This window comes from Candidatus Harpocratesius sp. (assembly GCF_054039255.1).
Genome location: NZ_JBPLBG010000043.1, coordinates 13,494 through 36,389, shown reverse-complemented (window position 1 = coordinate 36,389; position 22,896 = coordinate 13,494). Strand labels below are relative to the sequence as shown.

Here is a 22,896-nt window from a genome sequence, read left to right as displayed (position 1 = left end):
ATTTCTATTTTTCAAATTCTTGAATCTTTAAAATCACATCATTTAACGAGAGATTAGAATTTTGTTTTCCTGTAATAAAGTTCTTCAAAGTATACTTCTTTTCTTCTTGTTCTTTTGGGCCTAAAAACAAAAGAAAAGGTATTTTCACCCGATTAACAAATTTACTAATTGAGCGAAATGAACGATTCATAATATCCATTTCTACCCGAATTCCATTTTTACGTAAAATTTTTGCAATTTCAATCCCAAAGGTTTGTGTTTCTGCTTTTGTTCCTATGAATATTTCTGATCTTGGTTGTTCTGGTGGAAATTTCTCTTGTCGCTCTAATGCAAGAATTATACGATCAAATCCAAAGGAGAAGCCTAATGCTGGAGTTTCTTCACCTCCAAAAGCGCGAATCATTTCATTATAACGGCCTCCGCCACAAATTTGTTTTTGCTTTCCTAAAACAGGAACATCAATTTCAAAAACAATGTTTGTATAATAATCTAAACCTCGAGCAATACCGCAGTCTATTACATAATTCTTGATATCTGCTGCTTCAATAAGAGTGCTAACACGTTGAATCTTAGATTTATTTATTGCTTCGAGAGTCTTTGGATATTCGATAAATAATTGATTTAAACGTGATATTACATTTGTAGATTCCCCTGTCATATATAAAAGTTGCTCTAAGCGTTCAATAATTGCTTGTGGGATCTTCTCTTCTTGCATCGATCCATAATAATCATCAAGAATGCTTTGTTCTGTCTGTTCTTCGTCTAATGCACCTATTTCTAATTTTCGGAGTAAACTTGTGATTCTATCAACTATTCCAAATATTTTCTTTTGTTGTGTTAGTGAAAGTTTTTCTTCCTCCAAATATGATCGTAATATGGTTAGATCATTAATTCTAAGAATATATTCTTCTATCTCAAACCGTTCCATAACATTCATTGCAACTATCAACATTTCTGCATCTGCTGTGGCTGTATCCGCCCCAAATATTTCAATACCTGCTTGAGTAAACTGTCTAAAACGTCCAGGTGCAGGTTCATCATATCTAAAACACGGACCAATATAGTAGTATTTTTGAGGTTTGGGTCGATACATTAATTCACTTGTGATATAAAACCGCGCTAATGATGCAGTATATTCAGGACGAAGCGCATAAAGTGCTGGATTTTCATCGGCGCGGTGTTTTGGAGGATCATAAAATGTAAAAATATCATTAATGATTTTTTCACCAGATCTTTTTTTGTAAATTTCGAAAAACTCATACATTGGCAGTTCAATTTGCTCAAAACCAAAAGATTGAAAGATTTTTTCAAGTTTGATATAGACTTCTCGTCTTTTATTCATCTCTTCAGGTAGAAAATCAATAGTACCAGAAGGTCTCTGCAAATTTATTTTTTCCATTTCTTTTTCGCTTTGCTCGGCCAGAAGGACTCACCATTAAATTATTTGATTTTTATTCAAGGCTAATATTCAATCAATTCTACTAATATAACTTCAGCAATAATATTTTTGCTTTAATCGAGGTTGCTAATTAGAAAAGAATGTGCCATTAACTATCAAAACCCAAAAACATGTGCGAATAAGTTTTTCTTTTTAAAAAGAATATTGATATATTTTCATCTCTTAATCACAGCAATATAATGATTTGATCTGCAAAAAATTGGCTCAATTAAGGAAATGATTTTAAATAGCAAAGCAATGATTTTAACTAGCAAAGTAATGATTTAACTAGAAAAACAATGATTTTAATTAGAATAACAATCATAAGTGTTAATTGGTAATGCAAGATATTTTAGGTGATTAAAAGTGAAAATTATTGAACGAATCCAAGCTTTTGATGTTGTACGCGGTTTTGCAGTAATTTTTATGGTTATTCTTCATACTGGTCTTCATGAATGGCTTGGTGCACAAGAACTTGAAGGTGGGGAACAGCAGGCTGATCCAGTAATGGGCTTCCTTATCTTCTTTTTAACAATCGCAGGAGTCTATTCTACAATATTAGGGGCAGTTAACAGCTATATGTTTTATCGACGTATAGAATCAGGAAAAAATACTCCCGCCCAGCTAACTTACTATGGTTTATTTCTCGGAATATTCTTAATCGCGCTGAATTTCGTGTTTCGAATATTTTTAAGTGGCGATTCTGGTTGGTTATATTTTTTAGTTAAAAATGGAAATCCCACCTTTTCAGAGCCATTTTGGCTTGTAAGTAGTTCTGCTTTGACAATTTTAGGTTTAAATTCTATCTTAGTCCCCCTTATTATGCGAATTCTTAATTCTCGACTTACAAGTGGATTGAAAAATCGTCAAGTCTATGTTATTCTCTTTTGTATGGGTTCATTAATTTTATTATTAACATTACCTTTCCGTTGGATGGGGGCTCCTGCAGTTGATTCATTAATCGATTCTCACCGCTATGTATTAGCATGGATTCTCGGTTGTTTTGTATATGATAATTTTCCTCTATTCCCATTTGTAGCTTATGCTTGTTTTGGGGCTATTTTGGGTATTGCTTTAGCACGAAAAGAAAAACCTAAATATATTTTGGAGTATACATGGTTTCAAACAATATTTTGGTTCGGAGTTGGATTTCTTGGCTTGTATTCTCTTGGGGGGATTCATCCAAGCTTAATCTATGAAACTTCTCGAATTGCTCTGTTGGAAGATTTCTTTAGGCATATTAGTCAGTTAGGCGTGGTATTTCTTTTCTTTAGCCTGGCATTATCTATCGTCGATTTCGCACCTTATGATCGAAAAATACGCCGTATTAAAGGATTCCGTTTTATCACTCGCTATGGAATGATTTCACTCACAGTATATATTTTTGAAGCGTTTTTCTCTGGGTTGATAACAGGTTTATTAAATTTAATCCCTGCATTTCATAATTGGAATAGTTCTATTGTGTGGGTAATTGTATTGGGTACTGTTCTGGCTGGTTTATGGGGGGTAGCTGCTAAATTCTGGGAAAAAGTAGGTTATAAGTATTCTGTGGAATGGTGCTTAATTTGGATTGCAGGCAAATTTTCAGGAAAAAAGAGCGAGAAATACCAAATGGAACGAATTTCAAACCAAAATTCATCTGAACTTGCTGAACTTGAAAAAATATCATAAAATATTGAATAAGACGTTTATATCTTTTTTGTTATACCATTTTCTGTCTTTCAATGTTAAAAGTAAAAGAAATCTTCTATTTTTTGTAAATTTAAGTTTTCTTCAGCAATTTTAACGCTTATATTCCTTTGTCTTGTTGAAAATATTAACCCGTTTGAAAAGTAGAATGGTAGCCCGGCGCGGAATTGAACCACGGTCACAGGGGATTTGTGTTTAAACGAAGTGTATTTTCCACCACAACCCTGCAGTCTACGACTAACATACCGGGCTTTTTTAAATACTAAATGATGTATGCAAAGAAAGATAATTAAAAAAATTTCCTCTACATTGATTAACTTTCGGAATTAAAGCAGATGTTGAAGAATTGAACTTTTAAATAGATAGATCTTTAATGATTTAATATGAGTAAGCAAGAGTTGATAAAAAAAGAAAATTCTACTCAAAAATCGTTGAATCGAATTGCTTCCTTGGATTTTCAGCGTGGTTTAGCTGTTTGGATGATGGTATTCCTTCATGTATTCAACCATATTTATGATTATTCATGGGTTGATATGGATACGATGTTTAATGGTTCAATTCCCTATTTTCTTGCGGGATCTTTAGTTTTATTAGCATTTTTTGGAAGTTGGGCGGGATATTTTGTGCTTCTTTCTGGGATTGTTACTACTTTAACTTTTTTTAAATCTACAATAAAAGGTAAATCTGTAAAAAACTTATTGAAGAAGCAATTTCTTACTGGATTTGGGATTTTAATAGTAGGATATCTTACAGAAGCATTTGGTTATTATGGCTACTTTGGTTCATCAATTCGAGCTGAAAAATTGTTGAATATAATGCCATTTCTTTGGAGGCGTCTTTTTATTATGGAAGCACTGCAGATAATTGGATATACATATATTTTGAACGCAATTATCCTTTATTTCTTAAGTATAAATAATGGAGTATCGAAATATCGTAGAAATATTACGATATATGCAATTCTCTTTATGATTGTGTTGGGATTTACTCCATTGATTTGGAATTGGATTGATAATTTAAGTTGGATCCCATATGAACCTTCAGGTTATCATGCAACATGGCCTAGTGAATATTTACAATATACAAATGCATCATTTGTGACATATCTTTGTGTGATAATTGCAGGTGATCTTTATCCCATTTTTCCATTTATCTCCACTACTTTTGCTGGGGCAATTATTGGGATAATGCTATCAGCACCAAAACCCTTTAAAAAGACTCCACGGTATATTTTTTATGGTAATTCAATGATATTTTTGATAACAATCGGAATAATGATTTTTGGAAATTTTAATATTACTTTTGAAAGACCACCGATGGGATATTATCTATTACTGCTTTGGACACAAATAAGTGTGGTGAATGTACTCCTGTGGTTGGTTGAATTTCGCGGAAACGGTGCAAAGTTTGGAAATCATCTATTCACCAGATATTTTCGGCGATGGGGAATGATTCCAATGACAATTTTTGCACTACAAATTTGGTCTTTAGCTCCAAGAATTATTTTCAATTTTACTGTTCCATCAACCAATCTCCTTAATGAGCGTCTTCCATATGGAAAAGAATGGATTGTGTTAATGTTTGCTGTTATTACTGTTATTTTCTATGATATTCTAATATGGTTGTGGGGAAAAGTGAATTTTAAGGGAAGTTTTGAATGGATGGTGCTAAGATTAAATCATTTGGAAAAAGATCCAAATACAAGTCGTTTAAATTTTAAAAATATGATTTATCATGTTAATTGGGTAAATTATTAAAAATTATTTGCATCAATTGAACAAATAATTACAATTTTCAAGAATTATCTATCTAAAATGTAGGATTGTATATATTATCAATAATAAAAAGAAATTCCTACTTTATTCTTTTTTGATATTTTTAATAGAATCCAGAAAAAATACTCTTGCATTCAGAGAATTCAAAAAATAAGAATTTGAATCCTTTTTTCATTTTTTGTATGTGATACAAAAAACTTATTAGGCTTTAGTGACGATCTTATAAAGTAAACGTCAAGATGGGAACCTTCTTTAAATTCCCAATTTGATAACAAATAAAATTATAAAAGTGAAAAATATGAAAATTGGTGCTTTAATTGGTTTTATTATTGCTGCCTTAGGAGCTTTTCTTCGTTCATTTGCATATTTTCGAGTTATTACAGTTAACTTATGGATAGATTTTCGAAATGCTTCATCTGTAATTGGAACACCAGTTCCTTTAATAATTGTTAGCCATGCTGTTTTTATCTTTGGAATGTTGCTAGTATTTTTTTCAGGTTTTGTTAAAAGTACAGGTATGATGATAATAGGTAATATTTTCTTTATAATCACCTTTTTGATGGAATTGATCTTTTGGCTCTTTAACTTAATGTATGGAGGAACATTAATTATTTTTAATGGAGTTTATATCCTTTCTTCTTTGCTTTACATGCTTGGTTGCATCAGTTTCAGAAAACATAATGTAATTACAGTTATCACTGGAATTTTACTCTTTTTATTAGTTGTAGGGATTCAAGGTGTTGTTGGGATTGGACTTTTGGCTCAATACAATGATGATAATGGATTTATAAGCATGTATTTTGTAATGCAAAGTGTTTTAACTATTTTTTGGGTATTTCATGCTTTGTTATTCAGTTTTTCTAAAAAAGAATTGGGATGGAGACATGAGGATGAAGATGATTCTTTATCTGTAGAATCAGGGGCTGCTTTTGCAAGTTATGTTCCATATGAAACAAGACCTCGCACTGAAGGAAAGGGTAAAAAGAAGAAAAAGAAGAAAAAGGATGATTTTACCTTTGATTTTTAGAGTATTAAAGTAACAATTATGTCTTTTTGATTTTTTATTTAATTTTTTCCTGTATTTATTTCTAAAATCAATTTATTTCTTTGGTCATACTTTCTTGAGATCTTTATCTTTAGCTAACAATTATAATGTTATTAGTCAATCTCTGGTGTTTTATTTAAAAATCTATATGCTGTAAGAAGGTATACCTTTGTACATTTTACTAAATCATCAATATAGACAAATTCATCCGCATTATGGGCATTATCTCCACTGGGTCCGAACACAACAATATTCTTTATACCTGTTTTTCGAAAATGACTTGCATCGGTCATACCAGGAGAAAGAAAGAATAAACGCTTAGTTTTATATATTTTCTCAAATTGGGAAGCTAAAATAGTGCAAATTTCGTTGTCTTTAGATTCTATTTCGCCTGTATTCATAATTATTGGTTTTAAAGTAATGTCAACTAATCGATTTCGAACATAACGTGAGTGATTATGAATTTTTTTATTGTAAAAATTTACAGGAACTTCAATTTTATAATGTAACTTATTAGCAAAACGAATGATATCATCAATGATTACTTGAAGGGAAATACCTGGTAATGCTCTAATATCCATAATTAATGTGCAATCGTCTGGAATGACATTTGATTTTGTTCCTGCTTGAATTTGGTTAAAACTGACAGTAGTATGAAAGTATGCATTTAATGTGAGTCCATCTTCATTGTAATCGCGAGTTTTTCCTTTTTTATCTGGTTTTGATTTTGAAAATAGAGAACCAAGCAGTGTCGAAATGTTGTACCTTGCTAAAATTCCTTTAATAAGGTCTGAAAAAGTAACTGGCGGTTTAGGATCGTGAAATTTCAATCCCTTTTGGGCATTATTAATAAATCGAGCGGCTTTATTTAGTGCATTTGATTTTGGCTTTGGTTGAGATCCATGTCCAGAAGCTCCGTGAAAGTGTAATTGAATCCAATTTGCACCTTTTTCCCCTATAATTATAGCTGGGCTTTTAATTGGGGGTTGCCCTGTTGGCTCTCCAATAATTCGCGCATCTGCAGCCACTACTTCTGGAAATTTACTGGATAAAAATGCCGCACCGTATTTTCCGCTGATTTCTTCATCTGGTGTTAAAATCATCTGTAATTCTCCAGAAAATTCAACCTTAGATTGTTTTAATAGAGCTATTGCCATCATTTGGGCAGCAACACCACTTTTCATGTCGATCGCGCCTCTTCCGTATATTTTTCCTTGAATTATTTCTGGTTTTAACGGATTTTCGATTATTTTCCAAGTGTTTTTATTAAAAGGAACAACATCTAAGTGTCCCATAAATCCTAACCGGCGTCCCGGTTTATTTCCTTTAAGATTAACAATTAAATTTGGCCAAGTATATTGTTTTTCATTTCCTTGATGGGGACATTCTATTATTTCTGTGTTGATATCCCATTTTTTAAAAAAATCACTGCAATGTTTCACAATCGGATGAAGATCGCTGAAATAATTTTCATTATATGTTCTAGTGTCGAATTTAATCAAATCTATAAGCAAATCAACAAGTTCATTTCTATGGTTATCCACCATAACTAGCAATTTTTGTTCTTTATTAGATAGTGGTTCAAATGGAGTGATTTGTTTTTCTTTCATTATATTTGAAATTATTCGATTGACACCAAAAAATCTATGTTATGTAATCAAGTGAAAAAAAGAATATTATTGTAAACGATTAAAATTTAGCAAGTCGTCGATGATATTTACATGGCTTACTAGCATTCGTTGGCAGCAAAATCGAGTGATCCCGAGCTTTTCCCAGATTTCTTCAATGGGTATCCCTTCTTTGCGCATTTGTTTATATGGTTCAAATAAATGAGCGATAGGTTTTCCACATGAGAAACAACGCATAGGTATAATCATTTTTATCACAAGTTGAATTAGTGCGAATAAGTTCATGATAAATAAGGTAGCATAGGGTATAAAATTTGTGTAAGATTCAGAAAAATTCAAGAAAAAAATAGTTGAATTTCTGAATTTAGCCATTGTTTAGCGAATCTTAAATAATAGTATACAGGATTTCCTAAAATGATGATTCCTATATTTAGACAACAAAAAATGCCATTTTTTTATAGTAATTGTAAGAAAGAAGTATTGTTAAGTATTGACTTATAATTAATGTGGTAGTTTATAAAAAAATTTTAAACGTTATAATAATAACATCTAAATTCTAACGTTTCAATTTATAATATATGATTAAATCTTTCAATTACTATTTTATTAAAAGTATTTATGAAAAAATAAATTATACGAGGTGACAAAGATACAATGAAAATTAACAGCGAATTCTCTAACCCGGATAGGATAAAGATGCAGAATCAGAAATTTTTCCAATTTTAAATTTGATTTTTTTTTTCTTAGATTTCTTTTTTATGAGATAGTAAAAAAACTATATAAAAATTAGTTTTGTTAATATATTAGCAAATGAATATGATTTCAAATAAAAACAGTGCTTTTTTTAACTCGCAGAGCAAATTTAAAAATAATTATGAAAATTTATCACGGCAATATTATTACATGCGATGCAAAAAATCATGTCTATTCTTATTTAATTACTGATAGTGGTCGCATTCGCTATGTGGGTGATGAAATTCCTGATACATATAAAAATCAAGGTGAGCAAATCGAATTAGGGAATCGAGCACTTCTTCCTGCTTTCGGCGATGGTCATATCCATTATTCGAATTGGGCAACGATCGCATCGGCTTATTTTGATGTGCGTGATGCAAAAAATTTCGAAGATATTGGTATAATCATCCGAAATTTTCTACCTAATGCTAAAAAATTTAAGATAATCGCTGGTTTTGGGATTTCCAAGCACAGTGTTGAAGAAAAACGGCTTATTACCCGTAAAGAACTCGATGAAATTTATTCTGAAAAACCTCTAATTATTATTGGATACGACGGTCATTCACTGGTTGCAAACTCCGCCATGATGGAGAAATTTCCTGAAAAAGTAAAACGAGCAAGAGGATTTAAGTCTGATCTCGGGCATTTATTTAATGAAGCCTATTATGAAGGATTAGATTATGCCACTTCATATATCTCTCCAATTACATTAGTAAATTGTATTATAAAAGGATACGATAAAATAGCGAAATATGGAATTGGGTTGATTCATTCGGTTGAAAGTATTGGATTCCCTAATGATTTGGATGTAACTTTAGCATTGCTTATAGGTCGCGCACAAGCTCACAAAAATTCCATACAGACTCGATTATTCTTTCAAACCATGGATATTTCAAAGGTAAAAAAGCGAAAATTACCACGAATTGGTGGATGCTTTGCAACTGCTTTAGATGGTTGTTTTGGTGCGTGCGATGCTGCTTTAATTGAGCCTTACACTAATGATCCTAATAACAAGGGGATCCTTTTTTATTCTGATGAGGAAGTAATTCGTTTTACTAAAGAAGCAAATCGAGCAGGATTACAAATTGCTATGCATGTTATTGGAGATGCTGCAATAAAACAAGCCATACGCGCTTTGGAAGAAGCGCTAAAGGATTACCCCAGAGAGGATCATCGCCATACAATAATTCATGCTTGCTTGATTTCTCCAGAAGATATTCAAAAGTGCAAAAAATTGGGAATTGGGATTACTTTACAACCTGGATTTTTAGTTTCACCTCTAGAACCAGAAAGTTACTTAAATCAAATTTTAGGTGATCGAGTTAAATCGAGTTCTCCTTTGCGAATGATTAAAGATGCCGGTGTTCATTTAAGTGGAGGGTCAGATGGGCCAGTAACGCATCCCGATCCCATTGAAGGCATATATGGTGCATGTAACCATCCTTATGATTCTTCACAATCGCTAACAATTCAAGAGGCGTTAAGGATGTATACATATGAAATTGCATACACCAGTTTTGAAGAAAAAGAGCGAGGTTCTTTGGAAATTGGAAAAATTGCTGATATGGTGATTTTAAATAAAAATCCATTGAAATTAGAACCTAAACAATTAAGGGAATTACAGGTCGAAAAATTAATTTTGGCTGGGAACCCCTATAGAGAAGGAATGGGTATTTGTTCAATGTTGTGGCATGCGATGTGTGGAAGAAAACTTCCAATGTAATTTTTTTTAATGATCCAATTAATTTAATCTGATGAGGCAAATGTGATTATTGAAATAAATAAATAAAATCTTTTCATCTTTTTACAATAATTCTCATCTTTTTTTGAATTTCATTCATAATTATGGCAAATAGAAACTTATTTACACCAATCTATACTGTATCTTTCTTTAATATATTTCATTTCTTCTTGAATTTGCTCATGTGGGTATATTTTTGAATATCCTTTAGCATTATAAAGCAAATGAGAAATAAATGTTGTTAATTTTCGCTTTTTTCCTTTTACTTCTTTCATTTTCGTTTTTCCATGTGAATTGGTGCAAAGATAGTATATATAATTAAAATTAGTTTTGATTTTTTTTCTATCTCTCCATTTGAGCATCGGATCAAAAATTCGAGAATGACCTTTGAATATTAACCCCCAGAGTAAATACATCAGAACAATTCCCATATTAAATTCAATCAGTGTATTGACGATAAAAAGCTCAAAACTCCAGCTTCCTTGTTCTAACCGTATACCAGATACAGCTAAGGACAGTTCTAAATTCATTTCTACTAATGTTCCCGCAGCAAATAGGTAGAAAAAGTCTTCCCACTTTATTTTTTTGAATACTTTCAAGAAGAGTGCAAGAATAATATTAAATATTGTCATAATCGTAAAAAGAATTCTTTGTTTGTCTTTGTTCATATTGCGACTAACTCGTAATATTGTATCATTCCATGGGATTATTTGGGAAAGTATTCCTGTAGCACTCCAGCCAATATAGAAGAATAATGTCCAAAATAAGACTTCTCGCCAGCTACGCTTTTCAAACATTACTGCAACATAAGAAAATTGAGCAAACCCTGCTGAGAAGCAAAACCATTGAAAAAATAACGTAGGTGCAATATTTCCATCATATTCACGAACACCCATTACAATATACCAAAGATAATAATCAACGTACAGATATATTACCCATCCGAGAATGCCCCATATTATCGGGATCCAATATTTTTTATAAATCATATATCCAATCCAAAGAATTAAGAAAAGTAGATCAAAATAAAGAAAATCAACATTAAGAGTTCGAGTTACGAGAGAATCTACCATTATTATAGAATAATTAGATTTTTTTCCTAAAAAGCGTTCGTAAATAGTATTTTGATTGCAATATTTGATTGAAAAAATAGATTAAAAGAAATAATTAAAAGAAATAAAAGAAATAGTAAAAAAAAAGAAAAGAGAAGCAAGATTATAAGTTTATTTTCGAATTCGTTTAGCTTCTCGTTCAGATTCTCGAAGAATCACGATATCATTTAATCGAACCGGTCCCTTAATGTTTCGAGTAATGATCCGATTTTTATCTCGACCGTCTAGCACTCGCACCTTGCACTGCAAAATTTCTCCTGTTAATCCAGTACGGCCGATAATTTGGATGATTTGAGCATTGCATTGGCCCCGATTTTGAAAGGAGGTATCTTCATTTGATTTCTTTGCCATGATTTATTCCCTCCTACTTTCGCAATGCAGCTACTTTTTTGATAATATCCTTTAAATCGCTCTCAATCTCTTTTGGTGCATTTGTAATTGCTAAGGCAGAACAAGGAATACTAATATTTGCAGCTTTCCCCAATTCAGCCCGTGTATTTACGAAAACATATGGTACCTTCTTTTCTTTTGAAATAGCAGGGAGATGCATAACAATTTCAGCTGGAGATATATCGCCAGCAATCACAACCAATTTTGCAATTCCTCGTTCAATAGCTTTTGTAGTTTCATTCATGCCTTTTTTGATTTTGCCTTGCTTATTGACCGTAGTTTTCACAAGGTCTAAGATTTTAGTTTTAAGAGCATCCGGAATTTCTATATCGATGTAGGACATTTGTGTGTCAACCTCATTCAAAGTTGCCTATTAGGGCTTCTTATCATTACTTCATCGGTTAAACGCATTTAACCAATATAGAAGCAAAAGTTGCGTAAAAATAAAATTTTTCGGTTTGATCTCTTCTTATATATCTTTCGATTATCTTACCTATTTCTGCTTTTCTCAATTTTCCTGACTGTAGCCCTTCTTCTGAAGCACCTGAAACTGATATAATTTTATTAATTGAAAACAACGCTAATCAGTGTTATTAAGTCTGTTAACAATTGCTCTTCTAATGAAATATCCATCCTATGCTCTACTTCTATAATTAGGGCATCATAAATTCCACATGCATATTCCAAAAAAGGAAATCCTAATTTTGTAAGCTAATGTTTATAGGAAATCATTACCCTTGACTCCTTCTTTTGTTCAATTTGCTTCAATAAACGCTACAATCTTCTGCACATCAGATTCAAGCCAGAACCATATTCTTTAATTATTTTTACACGTGTTTCATCATCAAAATGCTTATTATAATCTGTTTTTAACCGTTAAACTTGCCTATTATTATAAATTTATGACCTAATATCAAGTTAGGTCAACTAATCATATGGATGGTGGTCCTTCAATTCTTTAATCAAGAAAACGCGGTATAATTCGTGTTCCATCAGCGCATAGCTGAGATTGAATCATTGGAAGAAAGAGCTGAGAGAATAAGTAATTTTTACAAAAAAAAATAAGGCAGTTCATTAAAGGTTAGAAAAAAATTTTAAAGACTGAAAATAAAAAAGGATGATATTAATTGAAATTTACTTTAACCTTAAAAAATCTAATTTGAATTCAAAGTATCCTAAAAGAGTTTTTCTAAATTCAATTTGAACAACATTTTTTCCTCGTACATCATCGGGTAATCTTGCGTTTGTCCAGCTTCCTATCTGAGCATATTTCCAAACCGACCAACCCTCATTTGTTTTCCACCGGATCATAACTCTTCCAGATCCATCATAAAAATGATAGTCATAATCCATATATTGTGCATTATCTTGTTTAATGTCAATTAAAACATCTATCTTCCCAATACCCCAAGATTGTTTACATACAACTATTAGAAATGTTCCATCGTTTTTTTCAATTAGTGAAGTATTTGTATTTGAACACGTACCATATGCAATATTAATTTCTGTTGCAAAGGCATAAGCAGATACATAATTCATTGAAAAAATAATGGTAAATCCAATGAAAAATGCTGTTAGTATTTTGGATGATTTCTTCAATCTCATAAGTTTCCACCCAAATAAAAATAAAAAAAGGAATAATATATAATGGTTATCATGCAAATATTTTATTTTTCCAGCAGTTAATCGAAAAATTAATAACTTCATTTTTTTTTTTTTAATTTGGAAATTTTACCAAAAATCTCTCATAACTATGATTTTTATGAAAATAAAATTAAAAAATTATAAATTTGAAATTTTCAAGATAATTGCGATAATTATATCAATGATCGGTGTAATTAGCACCAATCTCTATTTGGATAGTAGTATAAATTCAATGCAAAATTTAATCATTCAAGATCAAATTGTAGATATGCAATGTCAAGGACAATACGATAAGCTTGAGACGTATATGGAAAACTCCTATAAAGAATCGATTGTTAAAGAAATGGGAATTTCATTGACCATGTTCGCATCAGCTAAAATTTCTTCTGATATCGCTTTTCTTACAACGGATATTTTTAAATCCTTATTTGTTGCAAATAATTTTCCAACTAATGAAATATTTATATTTGCGATTGATTATGATATTTTTAATAATTCTTCATTTCGTTCTTTACTTTCAGAGGATATGGGAAATCTGGATAAAAACTCAATTTATCCCAACAATTATTGTTTGGATTACTTTAATTTAAGTATCGGAGAAAATGTAAACTTTGTGCCAATTGAATATGATGATTTTACTGGTGAAGCTCTTATAAATAAAACTGGTTATTACAATTCGATTTTTAATTTTTCAACATCTATTGGAGGGGAGTTAAAAGTTAATTCATGGGAAAGATTTTTTCAATTATCGATTCTATATAATAATTGGCCGTACGCCGAACAAAACTGCTTGATTTTAATGGATATTGGTTTTTTTTATGAGAATATTTACACACAATTTCGGCCGAGTAATTTAAGGGATTTTAGTTTTGAAATAGCATTAAATGTAAAACTTCCACAAGATATTCTAGTTAATAGAAATTATAAGGATATAAAAAGCTTATTTAATGATTTTCAAACTTCTATTATAGATAATTATGCTTATCATCTAAGTTATCTTCAACCACTCCTTCTTGATAAAATAAACACCTTTCAGCAAGAGATTAAGATTTTTAAATATCTTCAAATACTTTTATCTATTCCTGCTTTTTTTGTGGGTGTTTGGTTTTTAGGGATAATTCAAAAATCTATTTTCCAAAGAGATTCTGATTCGATTTTGATTAAAAGAATAAATGGTGTTCCTCGAGATGTAATTATTAGAAAATATTTAAGTAAGGCAGTTTTCGAGGGAATTTTAGGAGGTTTGCTATCTTATTTCTTTGGGCTTTTCATTACTATCTTTTTACAAGGTAAATTTTTAAAATTCTATTTTTACAATTTTGAAAGATCGAAAGAACTAAGCATGCAAAGTTTCAATCTATCATTATTAGCTATCAGTATTGTAGGTGGAACTGTTTTGTCCTTGATTTCATCACGAATTCAATTAAAGAAAATTATGAAAAATTCACAGTTTTTATCCCGTAGTGAAGAACAGTTTCAAGATTTTTTTTTAATTAAAACAAGCAAAAAGCGATTTAATATATTATTTTTAATTTTGATAATACTCTTAATCTTTTCTCAATTTGAAAATCGTTCTTTTATTAATTCTGAGAATGTATTTATAAGTGTCTTATCTTATTATTTATTCCCATTTTTTAGCTTTATATCAATATTTACTCCATATTTCATTATTAGCGCTTTCTGTTTCTTAATACTACTAAATATTGAGAAAATAACGAAATCTTTGAAACATCTTATGAAAGATAAAGTTTCATTTGAGAATGAGTTTCTTATTTCAAAATTTAAAAGAAAAATCAAAGAGAACATTAAAATAATATTCCTTATTTCAATTTCTCTTGGCTTAGTATTTCAAATCATTACAATTACAAATACCTATACTGAACGGGAAAATGAAATGGCATTATTTTTAAATGGAAAATCTGATATAGCATTTAGTTATACTGATATAGATATATCCACTCAATCTGATTTTCAAAAAATCACATCTGAATTTGAAGATAATTTGAATCATGATATATATGAAGATTTTATCTATATTCCTGAAATATCATGCCAGTATAATGAAACTGGAATATCCAATTGTTGGATAAGGGGAATTGATATAAATCTATGGAAAAATTACTTTAAAGATTTGCCTAACTCGTGGTTTTCATCAAAATTCGATAAATTAATGGAAGATTTGAAACAAAATAATACATTAATTGCCACAAAGGGATTTTTAGAAGAAAAAAATTTGAATATTGGTGATAACATTACTATTATATATTTTCTTAATGAAACCAAAACTTATCAAAAAGAATTCATAATTATTGGGTATTATACTCGTTCTCCTTTCAATTCATTTCTTTCTTATGATACTACGAGTTCTCCCTTTTTTTATTGCAATATTGACAATTTTCCTTCAATTATTTGTGATGAAATAACTTATGGTTTTAGAATTTCTGATAGTGTAAATGCTAACTTAGAAGAACAATATATATCATTAATGAATTATATGAAAAATACAAATGTTTCAGGTAATCCACTAATTGATTCAACCTTTTCCCTCCATTTAAGGTATGATAGAATTGATGTAAATTATTCTGATTTCATGGATATTGTAACATGCCAATTTTTGATAATAATAATGGGAGGTATTATTTGGATTCTTTATTTACAAATTTTAAATTTAAAAGACGATATGGAAAAAATATATATTAATGGAGGAAATTCGAAATTATTGGTTAGAATCACCATGAAAGAATATATGGTATATCTTGGAATAGGTATATTTGGTGCTATTCTTTCTATTGTTGGAAATTTAGGCCTTTTTGGATTCCTGAATAACTTTGGAGAATATCCATATCACATCCAATTTCCATATTTGAAAATGATTTTAGTATCTGTAATCGTTTCATTCATTTTTTTAGTCAGTTTAACTCTTATAACAGTATCACAAATTAAATCTTTAAAAACAAAAAGAAAGTCTGAGAGATGTAGCTTTGATTAATATATATTTATTTGAGGGATAAAAATGCTAAAAATCATAAATTTGAGTAAAATCTATAAACGTGGAGAAATAAAGGTAAATGCTTTAAATAATTTGACCGCTAATTTTAGAGCAGGGGAAATTTCGCTCATAATGGGACCAAGCGGTTGTGGAAAAACAACTTTACTTAATATCTTGGCTGGAATTATAGATAATTCTTCAGGAATAGTATTTCTTAATGAAAAAGAGATTTTTAAATTATCTGAAAAGGAATGGGATGATTACCGATTAAATAGTTTGGGTTATATTGCTCAATTTTTTAATCTTATACCAGAATTGACTGCTGAAGAAAACATTGCATTTCCTCTTAAAATGAAAATGAAAAAACGAGAAGAAATAAAAGATATTGTCAAAAAATATTTAGAATTAGTTGGATTGTATGATCGAAGACACCATTATCCATCAGAGTTGAGTGGAGGAGAACAGCAAAGAATAGCAATTGCGATGGCTTTAGCTAAAGATCCTGAGGTGATTCTATGTGATGAACCTACAGGAGAGTTAGACACTTCTTCTAAAAAGGAAATCATGCGGCTTTTTCGCCAAATCATCAAAAAATTTCCAGAAAAAATAATAATTATTGTATCTCATGATCCAAACATGCAATACATAGCAGATAGGGTTTTCCATATTAAAGACGGTCAAATTTCATACATTGAGACCCCAGAATTTGATGAAAAAGATAATTTTCAATTATACTTAGAAGATAAGATCGAAAAATCCTATGGAAACGATGAAATCAAGCATGAAATTCAAGAAACAATCTACTTTTTAACAAATAAGCTTAAAAAAATCAAATAAAAATATATCTCTTTTTTCTTATATTTCTTCTTATCTTTCTTCTTCTTCATTTTCTGGGAAAATTTTTTTAGCACATTCGGGACAAAGAGAGTGGGTAAACTCAATATTTGAAATCGAAGATATATATGATTCAATTTGATTCCAATATCCATCATCAGTGCGAATTTTTTTACAGCTTGCGCAAATGGGGATCATACTTTTAAGTCTATCAACTTCAAATTCTTTCTGCTTTTTCTCTGTTATATCGGCATTACTTGCTCGAATTCCCATGAATTCTCCCGTTTCTGAAATTATTTTAGTAGCACTATGTGCAATCCAAACAATTTTACCTGATTTACTTTTAATTCTAAATTCAATTGTTTTTTTATTAAGAGAAAAAAAATCATGAAATAATGGAAGATCCTCTGGGAAAATAATTCGATCTAATATATTTGGATCTGCATACCCTTCTTCTGGAGTGTATCCTGTGATTGTTTCAAACGAGGGAGATATGTAAAGAAATCCTTTCATAGGGTGGTACCAATATTCCCAATTGACTGTATATTCAATAAAAAGGCGAAATTTCTCTTCTGATTTTGCGATTTTTTCAAAATTTTCTGAGTTTTGTAAGCTGAGTGCAAGGACTTTAGTAACTAAAAGTGCAGGTGTAAGGTATCTTTTGCGATATTCTGGAAATTTAAAGTCTTCCATATAAATAAATCCAAACTGATATTCATTCCTTTTTATTGGGATAATTAATGCTGTTTCTTCAAATATCCACATAAATGGTACAGTTTCAAGTTCATTACATTGAGACTTTAGATGTTCTGGAAGCTCCTTATAGTATTCAATAATTTTTGGTGCAAAAAGCATTTGAAAAACTTCTTTGCTTTTTTTTAAAATGTTATCTTTTTTTGCAAATTGAGTGATTTTCGTAATCATATCTAATACAAATGCAAAATCTGCAATCTGGTTCAATTTTTATTCATCTCTGTTTGAAAATTGATTTAAAAAATGAGTTTTTTATGATTTTATTTTAGTGGATATTTTGCTGAATGATGGAAAAAATGGGAAATTGTGGTTAAAATTTCATCTGAAACAAAATAAGGGATCTCTCCATGATGATCTGAGACAATGAATCCTTTTCCAGGAGAAATTAAGCTCAATAATGTCTTTAATTCTTCAATTATTTGTTCAGGAGAAGTATGTACCAGGTTGATTCCACTAAGATTACCGATCAAAGCTACTTTTTTATCAACTATTTTTAGACTATCTTTAATATTATCTTGGTTTGAAATACCTATGCCTGAAATAGGTAATTGTAATAACTCTGAAAGGAGTTCTTGACAACGACTGGAAGCGAAATGGTAAATTATTGGTGCTTTAATTTTTGGGAGTATCTTTTTTGCAATTTGATAACCAGTTTCTACAAATTTTGATTTTGGAATTATGAAAGGACTCGACATGGGATCAAAATATATTATCATTGTTGCTCCTGCTTCAATCTGCCGATTTGCCCAATTTGTGGAATATAAAATATTTTTTTTCATTAATTCATCAAATATTGATGGATCTTGGTATAATAATTCTATGTATTTATTAAATCCCATTTGCATTATTGGAAATGAAAATGGTGATAGAATACCTCCTATAACTGGAACTGAATCTCCAAAATATTCGTGAAGCCCTTGAATTGTCTTCAAAGTTTCATTAAATTCTGGAATTTCATCAATTTGTGGTGGTTCTATTGAGAATATTGAATCTAGATTTGATAAAAAAGGGCGCATTGAATTCGGAGGGCCATCAGAAAAAAATTTTACTTCTCCTCCCCACGCTTTAAATTCTGAAGCAAAATACGATATCCCAATTACCGCATCATCTTTATATCTTTTCCAGAGTCGTTTTTGACCTTTGATCATATATTCTGATTTTGAATAGTATTCTTTAATCGATAAATTAAGGATCTTTGCACCATGATGTGTTAAATTAAGAATAAATGGTATTCTATCAAGATCATGATACTGAACAGCTGCAAAGATACGTTCCATTGAGTCCATTATAATCCCTCCGATATTGATGTTTTAGAAGATTGAATAGATTGAAAATGTTGATCTAAAATTGGTATAATAGAATATGGTGATATTCCTGATCCATCTGCTCCTATTTGTATCCATAGATCAGGTTGTAGATTAAATGGAGCACCGCCTACAAGAATCTTAATATTTGGGTTGATTTTACGAAGAGATTGAATTGTCGTTTTTAAATGCTTAGCCGATGCCAACATAAGAGTTGATATAAGTAACAATGTAATTTGCTTTGATGATACTAAATTGCATAATTCTTCTTCAGTGAGTCCAATTCCTAAATTTTCGACTTGGAATCCTGCTATTCGTAATGTTGAATTTAAAATTAATAAACCTAGGGCATGGTAATCTTCATAAACACAAGTATATACTTTTTTTTGCCATTTTTGATTATTAATTATATTATCATATTCTCGATTTTTAAGTTGTAGTTCAATTTCCATTTCTATTAATTTTCCTGCCATATAAACTTGCGATAATGCAATTTTTTCTTGTTCCCATTTTTCACCTATTGATTCCATTACTGAATGAATAATTCTTAATATTTTTGTCAATGGAGATTTTTGAGCAAGCAATTTTTGAAAAATTTCGTGAACATCTTGATAATTCACTTCAAGTAATGCTTTCTCTAATCTTTCCTTCATTGTTTACACCTATGCCATTTTCAGTTTTTGATCTTTATTTATAAATTAACTAGAAGAAATATTCCAATTTTTTATTGAAAAGTAGATAAAAATATGTTGATTTTTTTAAAAGAATAAGATACTTTTTCAAAAAAGTGTTAAAACAAAAAAAATGGATAGATAATTTTTGAATATAATGAATTTATCTTATTTTTCTCCGAAGTAATTGGTCCAACGAACTTTTCTGGCAGGTTTTCGGTATTTCAATCTCATAGTTTTGCATTTTTTAGTGCAGAATTGATAAATTGTACCATCATTTTTTACATATGTAGTACCTGTTCCTGGGTGAATTTCTTTACCACAATATGAACATTTTAATATTTTAACCATTTTAATCACTTCCATAAATTCAGAATTTTCTCATTTCTATTGAGCGTTTATTCCGAATCTGCCTCCTTTTTTGCAGTAAAGAGTTTCTCTTTACCATATTTAACAACAACTGTATTGATTTGGGTCATATTATCGGTGATTTCATTACCTCGAACAATTTTTCTCTTCTTTTCACCTTTATGCTTAGGGTGATAGCAAGGACCTTTACTTAAAAGAATTCTTTTTTTTACGGGACCATGCACATCTCGGCGCATTGGAATTCCACCAGCATCGCTACCACCAGTAATTTTTAACTGATAGCCTGGTAATCCGATAATTCCACCATTAAAGGTTTCACCGATGGTTTTTCCAATTAAAGGTTGAAACTTGGCTGGTTCTAAAACTAAGACTTTGGTTTGTCCTCTAAATTCTTCTGGGGCATCTTTTCCTGCTGCGGAAATATTTATTTTATACGTTCCTTCTTCGCTCATAATTGTCACCACATTGTCAGGTTGTTATTGAACAACCCAGACCGTCCCTCACGAGATAAAATCATAAGTCAATATTAGTTTTAATCATCGTTCCTTAGTTTCAGGATTTTGAAGGAGTGGGTTCTGAATATAAAAATGTAGCAAAATAAAAAAAATTTTGGATTAGTTTGGTGATTATCGCAAAAAGAAAACTTATTCGCACTTATTAATTTCCTTCTCTATAATGCCCAATATTGAGATTCAATTTTGCGCATGATTTTGACATATTCAATTAATATATCGACTGTATCAGGTGTTAATTCACTCCGATATTTTGTTCGTAACAAACGAATATCTCCTTCGGGTGATCGAATGAATAATTTATCCGTTTCTTGGACATTTCGGCCTAATACAGCTCCTGTAATCGATATTGCGACTTCGTCCCCTTTTTTCGCTGAATGAATTGGCTTATTATTCATGGTAATTGAATGTAGAGTTCCAACAACTTTTCCATCCTGATTGATAAGTTTTTGTTTTGGAATAATTACTCCTCCTTCTACACGGACACCAACCACCATTGGATTTGATCTTCGGAAGATATATTGGGGAAGAATGCTTATTTTTCCTGGTAGGATCAAATCATTCATAGCTTTGGCTATTTCGTCGCTTTTTCTCTTTTCAATATATTCAATATATTCTTCGACTATTTGATAGATCACTGGACTTGAAAAAATACGAATCCCTTGATTCTGTGCCTCAATTTCTGCGTCGGGAAGAATTTTAACGTTAAAACCGCATATTTGTCCTGAATATTCGTCAAGTTCTCGCGCGGCAACAGCATCCATTATATCTTTTTTGGTGATTGCTCCAACTTGGGCCTTTCTTATTGGTATTTGATATTGATGAAATAAACCTGCTGCAGCTTCTAAAGAACCTAAAGTGTCTGCTTTCAAAATAATTCCCTCTTCATCCGTACTAATATTTATCGTTTCAAGTTCTTCTTCAACTGCTTTTATTACTTTTTTAAGATTTTCTTCGGAATCTACGGCTCTAATAGGCGATCCCGCAACCACATCTTCAATATTCGGTGCTAAAATCTTGACTCCTGCTGCAGCATATACAACGTCATTTTGCTGGAATTTATTAGTTGGATCTCGAATTTCATCCATATCTTTTGGAGTTAACAAGGCGCGCACATGAGTTGTAATTGGTCCATTTGTGCTTCCCACTACAATCGTCTGCCCTTTTGCCAAATGTCCATCGAATATAATTGTATCCAGTGTCATTCCGAAACCTTGTTCCTTTTTTACTTCTAGAACAACACCTTGAGCAGGACCATCTGTATATTTAATTTTATGTTGAAGGTACTGTTGCACAATTCCCAATAGAACCATTAACAAAGTGGGAATACCTTCTCCTGTTTTTGCACTTGTCGGTACAATAGCAAGATTTTTAGTAAAATCTGAAATCCGGTCATAGCGTTCTATTCCAGGAAATCCTTCTTCATAAAACAATCCAATTGTCTCATAAATATATTTATCGAGAAGTTCTTTTGCCCATTTACTTTGTTTATTATAAGAATGAATGAAATCAGCATTTGGGATTGATTTCCAACCATCAATTCGATCAATTTTATTTGCAGCGATGATAAATGGTACCTTTCGTTCCCGTAAAATGCGGACTGCCTCCCATGTTGTCTGCATAGGACCTGTTGGCATTTCAATAACTAAAATAGCAACGTCTGCTACTGCACCTCCACGCTTTCGAAGGTTCATGAATGCTGTATGACCTGGAGTATCAATAATTAATAATCCTGGAATGGTTATTTTTTTCCGAAGAGCTTCATTTGCTTTACAAAAATCTAATATTTCAGACATTGGGAAAAAGGAGGCTCCAATATGTTGGGTGATCCCTGCAGCTTCTCGCTGTTGCACAACTGTTCCGCGGATATAATCGAGAAGAGATGTTTTACCATGATCAATATGACCTAAAACAGTGATAATTGGTGCTCGAATTTGTTTAGAATGTGACATCAGAATTCCTCCTTTGAAATAATTGAAATAAGTGATAATAATTCATTAATTTTTTCTTAAGTATGAAATCGCCTTAGATTTTTTTGTTCTATTATTTTATCCAAGATCAAATGCAATTAATTTATAAAATTGCAAATATAATATAGATAAAAAAGAGATTCTGCATACAAAATGAGAAAATAGAAATTCAACATAATTTTTTACAAAGTTCTTTGATTTTACTAAAAGGATAAATATTTTAGAGTGAAACGAAAATCTATAATTTAATAGTAAATAAGAATAGTGTAAGAAAGTAATATAAAGAAGGAATAAAAT

The 22,896-nt window shown here is 30.8% G+C and carries 19 protein-coding genes and 1 tRNA gene; 6 read left to right on the top strand and 14 right to left on the bottom strand.

Going from position 1 to position 22,896, the window contains the following annotated elements:
- Positions 1-4 precede the first annotated feature (4 nt).
- A complete protein-coding gene (hisS, locus tag ACXLDF_RS10410) occupies positions 5-1,399 on the bottom strand; it encodes a histidine--tRNA ligase (RefSeq protein WP_457558461.1) in 1,395 nt (464 codons plus the stop codon).
- Positions 1,400-1,804: 405 nt separating this feature from the next.
- On the opposite strand from hisS, the gene ACXLDF_RS10405 reads away from it, so the two are divergent.
- On the top strand, positions 1,805-3,109 hold the full coding sequence (locus ACXLDF_RS10405) for a hypothetical protein (RefSeq protein WP_457558460.1): 1,305 nt from the start codon (positions 1,805-1,807) through the stop codon (positions 3,107-3,109).
- Between the two features lie 167 nt (positions 3,110-3,276).
- Here the strand turns inward: ACXLDF_RS10405 and ACXLDF_RS10400 are convergent.
- A tRNA-His gene (locus ACXLDF_RS10400) sits at positions 3,277-3,379 on the bottom strand.
- Between the two features lie 131 nt (positions 3,380-3,510).
- On the opposite strand from ACXLDF_RS10400, the gene ACXLDF_RS10395 reads away from it, so the two are divergent.
- Together ACXLDF_RS10395 and ACXLDF_RS10390 are read left to right on the top strand one after the other, a co-directional pair.
- Positions 3,511-4,884 carry a hypothetical protein gene (locus ACXLDF_RS10395; RefSeq protein ID WP_457558459.1) on the top strand — a complete coding sequence of 458 codons (1,374 nt, stop codon included), beginning with the start codon at positions 3,511-3,513 and terminating at the stop codon, positions 4,882-4,884.
- Positions 4,885-5,200: 316 nt separating this feature from the next.
- On the top strand, positions 5,201-5,929 hold the full coding sequence (locus ACXLDF_RS10390; protein ID WP_457558458.1) for a hypothetical protein: 729 nt from the start codon (positions 5,201-5,203) through the stop codon (positions 5,927-5,929).
- Between the two features lie 131 nt (positions 5,930-6,060).
- Here ACXLDF_RS10390 and ACXLDF_RS10385 read toward each other — a convergent pair whose 3' ends face one another.
- Complete coding sequence (locus ACXLDF_RS10385; protein ID WP_457558457.1) at positions 6,061-7,557, bottom strand: M20 family metallopeptidase; 1,497 nt, start codon at positions 7,555-7,557, stop codon at positions 6,061-6,063.
- 66 nt (positions 7,558-7,623) lie between these two features.
- Positions 7,624-7,860 (bottom strand): DNA-directed RNA polymerase subunit N, encoded by a 237-nt coding sequence (locus ACXLDF_RS10380; protein ID WP_457558456.1) that lies wholly within the window; start codon positions 7,858-7,860, stop codon positions 7,624-7,626.
- 589 nt (positions 7,861-8,449) lie between these two features.
- Here ACXLDF_RS10380 and ACXLDF_RS10375 point away from each other — a divergent pair.
- Positions 8,450-10,033 carry an amidohydrolase gene (locus ACXLDF_RS10375; RefSeq protein WP_457558455.1) on the top strand — a complete coding sequence of 528 codons (1,584 nt, stop codon included), beginning with the start codon at positions 8,450-8,452 and terminating at the stop codon, positions 10,031-10,033.
- 137 nt (positions 10,034-10,170) lie between these two features.
- On the opposite strand, the gene ACXLDF_RS10370 is transcribed toward ACXLDF_RS10375, so the two are convergent.
- The 4 genes from ACXLDF_RS10370 to ACXLDF_RS10355 form a co-directional block, all read right to left on the bottom strand.
- Positions 10,171-11,124, bottom strand: a complete 954-nt coding sequence (locus ACXLDF_RS10370; RefSeq protein ID WP_457558454.1) for a hypothetical protein — start codon at positions 11,122-11,124, stop codon at positions 10,171-10,173.
- Positions 11,125-11,274: 150 nt separating this feature from the next.
- Positions 11,275-11,514: a 30S ribosomal protein S28e gene (locus tag ACXLDF_RS10365; RefSeq protein WP_457558453.1), complete on the bottom strand. Its 240-nt coding sequence runs from the start codon at positions 11,512-11,514 to the stop codon at positions 11,275-11,277.
- A 13-nt stretch (positions 11,515-11,527) separates the two neighbouring features.
- Positions 11,528-11,896, bottom strand: a complete 369-nt coding sequence (gene rpl7ae, locus ACXLDF_RS10360) for a 50S ribosomal protein L7Ae (protein ID WP_457558452.1) — start codon at positions 11,894-11,896, stop codon at positions 11,528-11,530.
- A gap of 791 nt (positions 11,897-12,687) precedes the next feature.
- On the bottom strand, positions 12,688-13,158 hold the full coding sequence (locus ACXLDF_RS10355; protein WP_457558451.1) for a hypothetical protein: 471 nt from the start codon (positions 13,156-13,158) through the stop codon (positions 12,688-12,690).
- Positions 13,159-13,315: 157 nt separating this feature from the next.
- Here ACXLDF_RS10355 and ACXLDF_RS10350 point away from each other — a divergent pair, with 157 nt between their 5' ends.
- On the top strand, positions 13,316-16,186 hold the full coding sequence (locus ACXLDF_RS10350) for an FtsX-like permease family protein (protein ID WP_457558450.1): 2,871 nt from the start codon (positions 13,316-13,318) through the stop codon (positions 16,184-16,186).
- Positions 16,187-16,210: 24 nt separating this feature from the next.
- Positions 16,211-17,023: an ABC transporter ATP-binding protein gene (locus ACXLDF_RS10345; RefSeq protein WP_457558449.1), complete on the top strand. Its 813-nt coding sequence runs from the start codon at positions 16,211-16,213 to the stop codon at positions 17,021-17,023.
- A gap of 30 nt (positions 17,024-17,053) precedes the next feature.
- Here ACXLDF_RS10345 and ACXLDF_RS10340 read toward each other — a convergent pair whose 3' ends face one another.
- From ACXLDF_RS10340 to infB, 6 genes are all read right to left on the bottom strand, one after another.
- Positions 17,054-17,980, bottom strand: a complete 927-nt coding sequence (locus tag ACXLDF_RS10340; RefSeq protein ID WP_457558448.1) for a PAS domain S-box protein — start codon at positions 17,978-17,980, stop codon at positions 17,054-17,056.
- A 53-nt stretch (positions 17,981-18,033) separates the two neighbouring features.
- Positions 18,034-19,059, bottom strand: a complete 1,026-nt coding sequence (locus ACXLDF_RS10335) for a uroporphyrinogen decarboxylase family protein (RefSeq protein WP_457558447.1) — start codon at positions 19,057-19,059, stop codon at positions 18,034-18,036.
- Complete coding sequence (locus ACXLDF_RS10330) at positions 19,059-19,730, bottom strand: cobalamin B12-binding domain-containing protein (protein WP_457558446.1); 672 nt, start codon at positions 19,728-19,730, stop codon at positions 19,059-19,061. The genes ACXLDF_RS10335 and ACXLDF_RS10330 overlap by 1 nt, the downstream gene beginning before the upstream one ends.
- A 186-nt stretch (positions 19,731-19,916) precedes the next feature.
- Positions 19,917-20,099 carry a 50S ribosomal protein L24e gene (locus ACXLDF_RS10325; RefSeq protein ID WP_457558445.1) on the bottom strand — a complete coding sequence of 61 codons (183 nt, stop codon included), beginning with the start codon at positions 20,097-20,099 and terminating at the stop codon, positions 19,917-19,919.
- Between the two features lie 47 nt (positions 20,100-20,146).
- Positions 20,147-20,569: a 30S ribosomal protein S6e gene (locus ACXLDF_RS10320; protein ID WP_457558444.1), complete on the bottom strand. Its 423-nt coding sequence runs from the start codon at positions 20,567-20,569 to the stop codon at positions 20,147-20,149.
- Between the two features lie 218 nt (positions 20,570-20,787).
- Entirely contained in the window at positions 20,788-22,581 is a 1,794-nt protein-coding gene (gene infB, locus ACXLDF_RS10315) for a translation initiation factor IF-2 (RefSeq protein ID WP_457558443.1), read from the bottom strand.
- Positions 22,582-22,896 lie beyond the last annotated feature (315 nt).

Coding starts and splice junctions, on each gene's coding strand:
- hisS (WP_457558461.1), bottom strand. CDS start 1,399: ATGGAAAAAATAAATTTGCAGAGACCTTCTGGTACTATTGATTTTCTA.
- ACXLDF_RS10395 (WP_457558459.1), top strand. CDS start 3,511: ATGAGTAAGCAAGAGTTGATAAAAAAAGAAAATTCTACTCAAAAATCG.
- ACXLDF_RS10390 (WP_457558458.1), top strand. CDS start 5,201: ATGAAAATTGGTGCTTTAATTGGTTTTATTATTGCTGCCTTAGGAGCT.
- ACXLDF_RS10385 (WP_457558457.1), bottom strand. CDS start 7,557: ATGAAAGAAAAACAAATCACTCCATTTGAACCACTATCTAATAAAGAA.
- ACXLDF_RS10380 (WP_457558456.1), bottom strand. CDS start 7,860: ATGAACTTATTCGCACTAATTCAACTTGTGATAAAAATGATTATACCT.
- ACXLDF_RS10375 (WP_457558455.1), top strand. CDS start 8,450: ATGAAAATTTATCACGGCAATATTATTACATGCGATGCAAAAAATCAT.
- ACXLDF_RS10370 (WP_457558454.1), bottom strand. CDS start 11,124: ATGGTAGATTCTCTCGTAACTCGAACTCTTAATGTTGATTTTCTTTAT.
- ACXLDF_RS10365 (WP_457558453.1), bottom strand. CDS start 11,514: ATGGCAAAGAAATCAAATGAAGATACCTCCTTTCAAAATCGGGGCCAA.
- rpl7ae (WP_457558452.1), bottom strand. CDS start 11,896: ATGTCCTACATCGATATAGAAATTCCGGATGCTCTTAAAACTAAAATC.
- ACXLDF_RS10355 (WP_457558451.1), bottom strand. CDS start 13,158: ATGAGATTGAAGAAATCATCCAAAATACTAACAGCATTTTTCATTGGA.
- ACXLDF_RS10350 (WP_457558450.1), top strand. CDS start 13,316: ATGAAAATAAAATTAAAAAATTATAAATTTGAAATTTTCAAGATAATT.
- ACXLDF_RS10345 (WP_457558449.1), top strand. CDS start 16,211: ATGCTAAAAATCATAAATTTGAGTAAAATCTATAAACGTGGAGAAATA.
- ACXLDF_RS10335 (WP_457558447.1), bottom strand. CDS start 19,059: ATGGACTCAATGGAACGTATCTTTGCAGCTGTTCAGTATCATGATCTT.
- ACXLDF_RS10330 (WP_457558446.1), bottom strand. CDS start 19,730: ATGAAGGAAAGATTAGAGAAAGCATTACTTGAAGTGAATTATCAAGAT.
- ACXLDF_RS10325 (WP_457558445.1), bottom strand. CDS start 20,099: ATGGTTAAAATATTAAAATGTTCATATTGTGGTAAAGAAATTCACCCA.
- ACXLDF_RS10320 (WP_457558444.1), bottom strand. CDS start 20,569: ATGAGCGAAGAAGGAACGTATAAAATAAATATTTCCGCAGCAGGAAAA.
- infB (WP_457558443.1), bottom strand. CDS start 22,581: ATGTCACATTCTAAACAAATTCGAGCACCAATTATCACTGTTTTAGGT.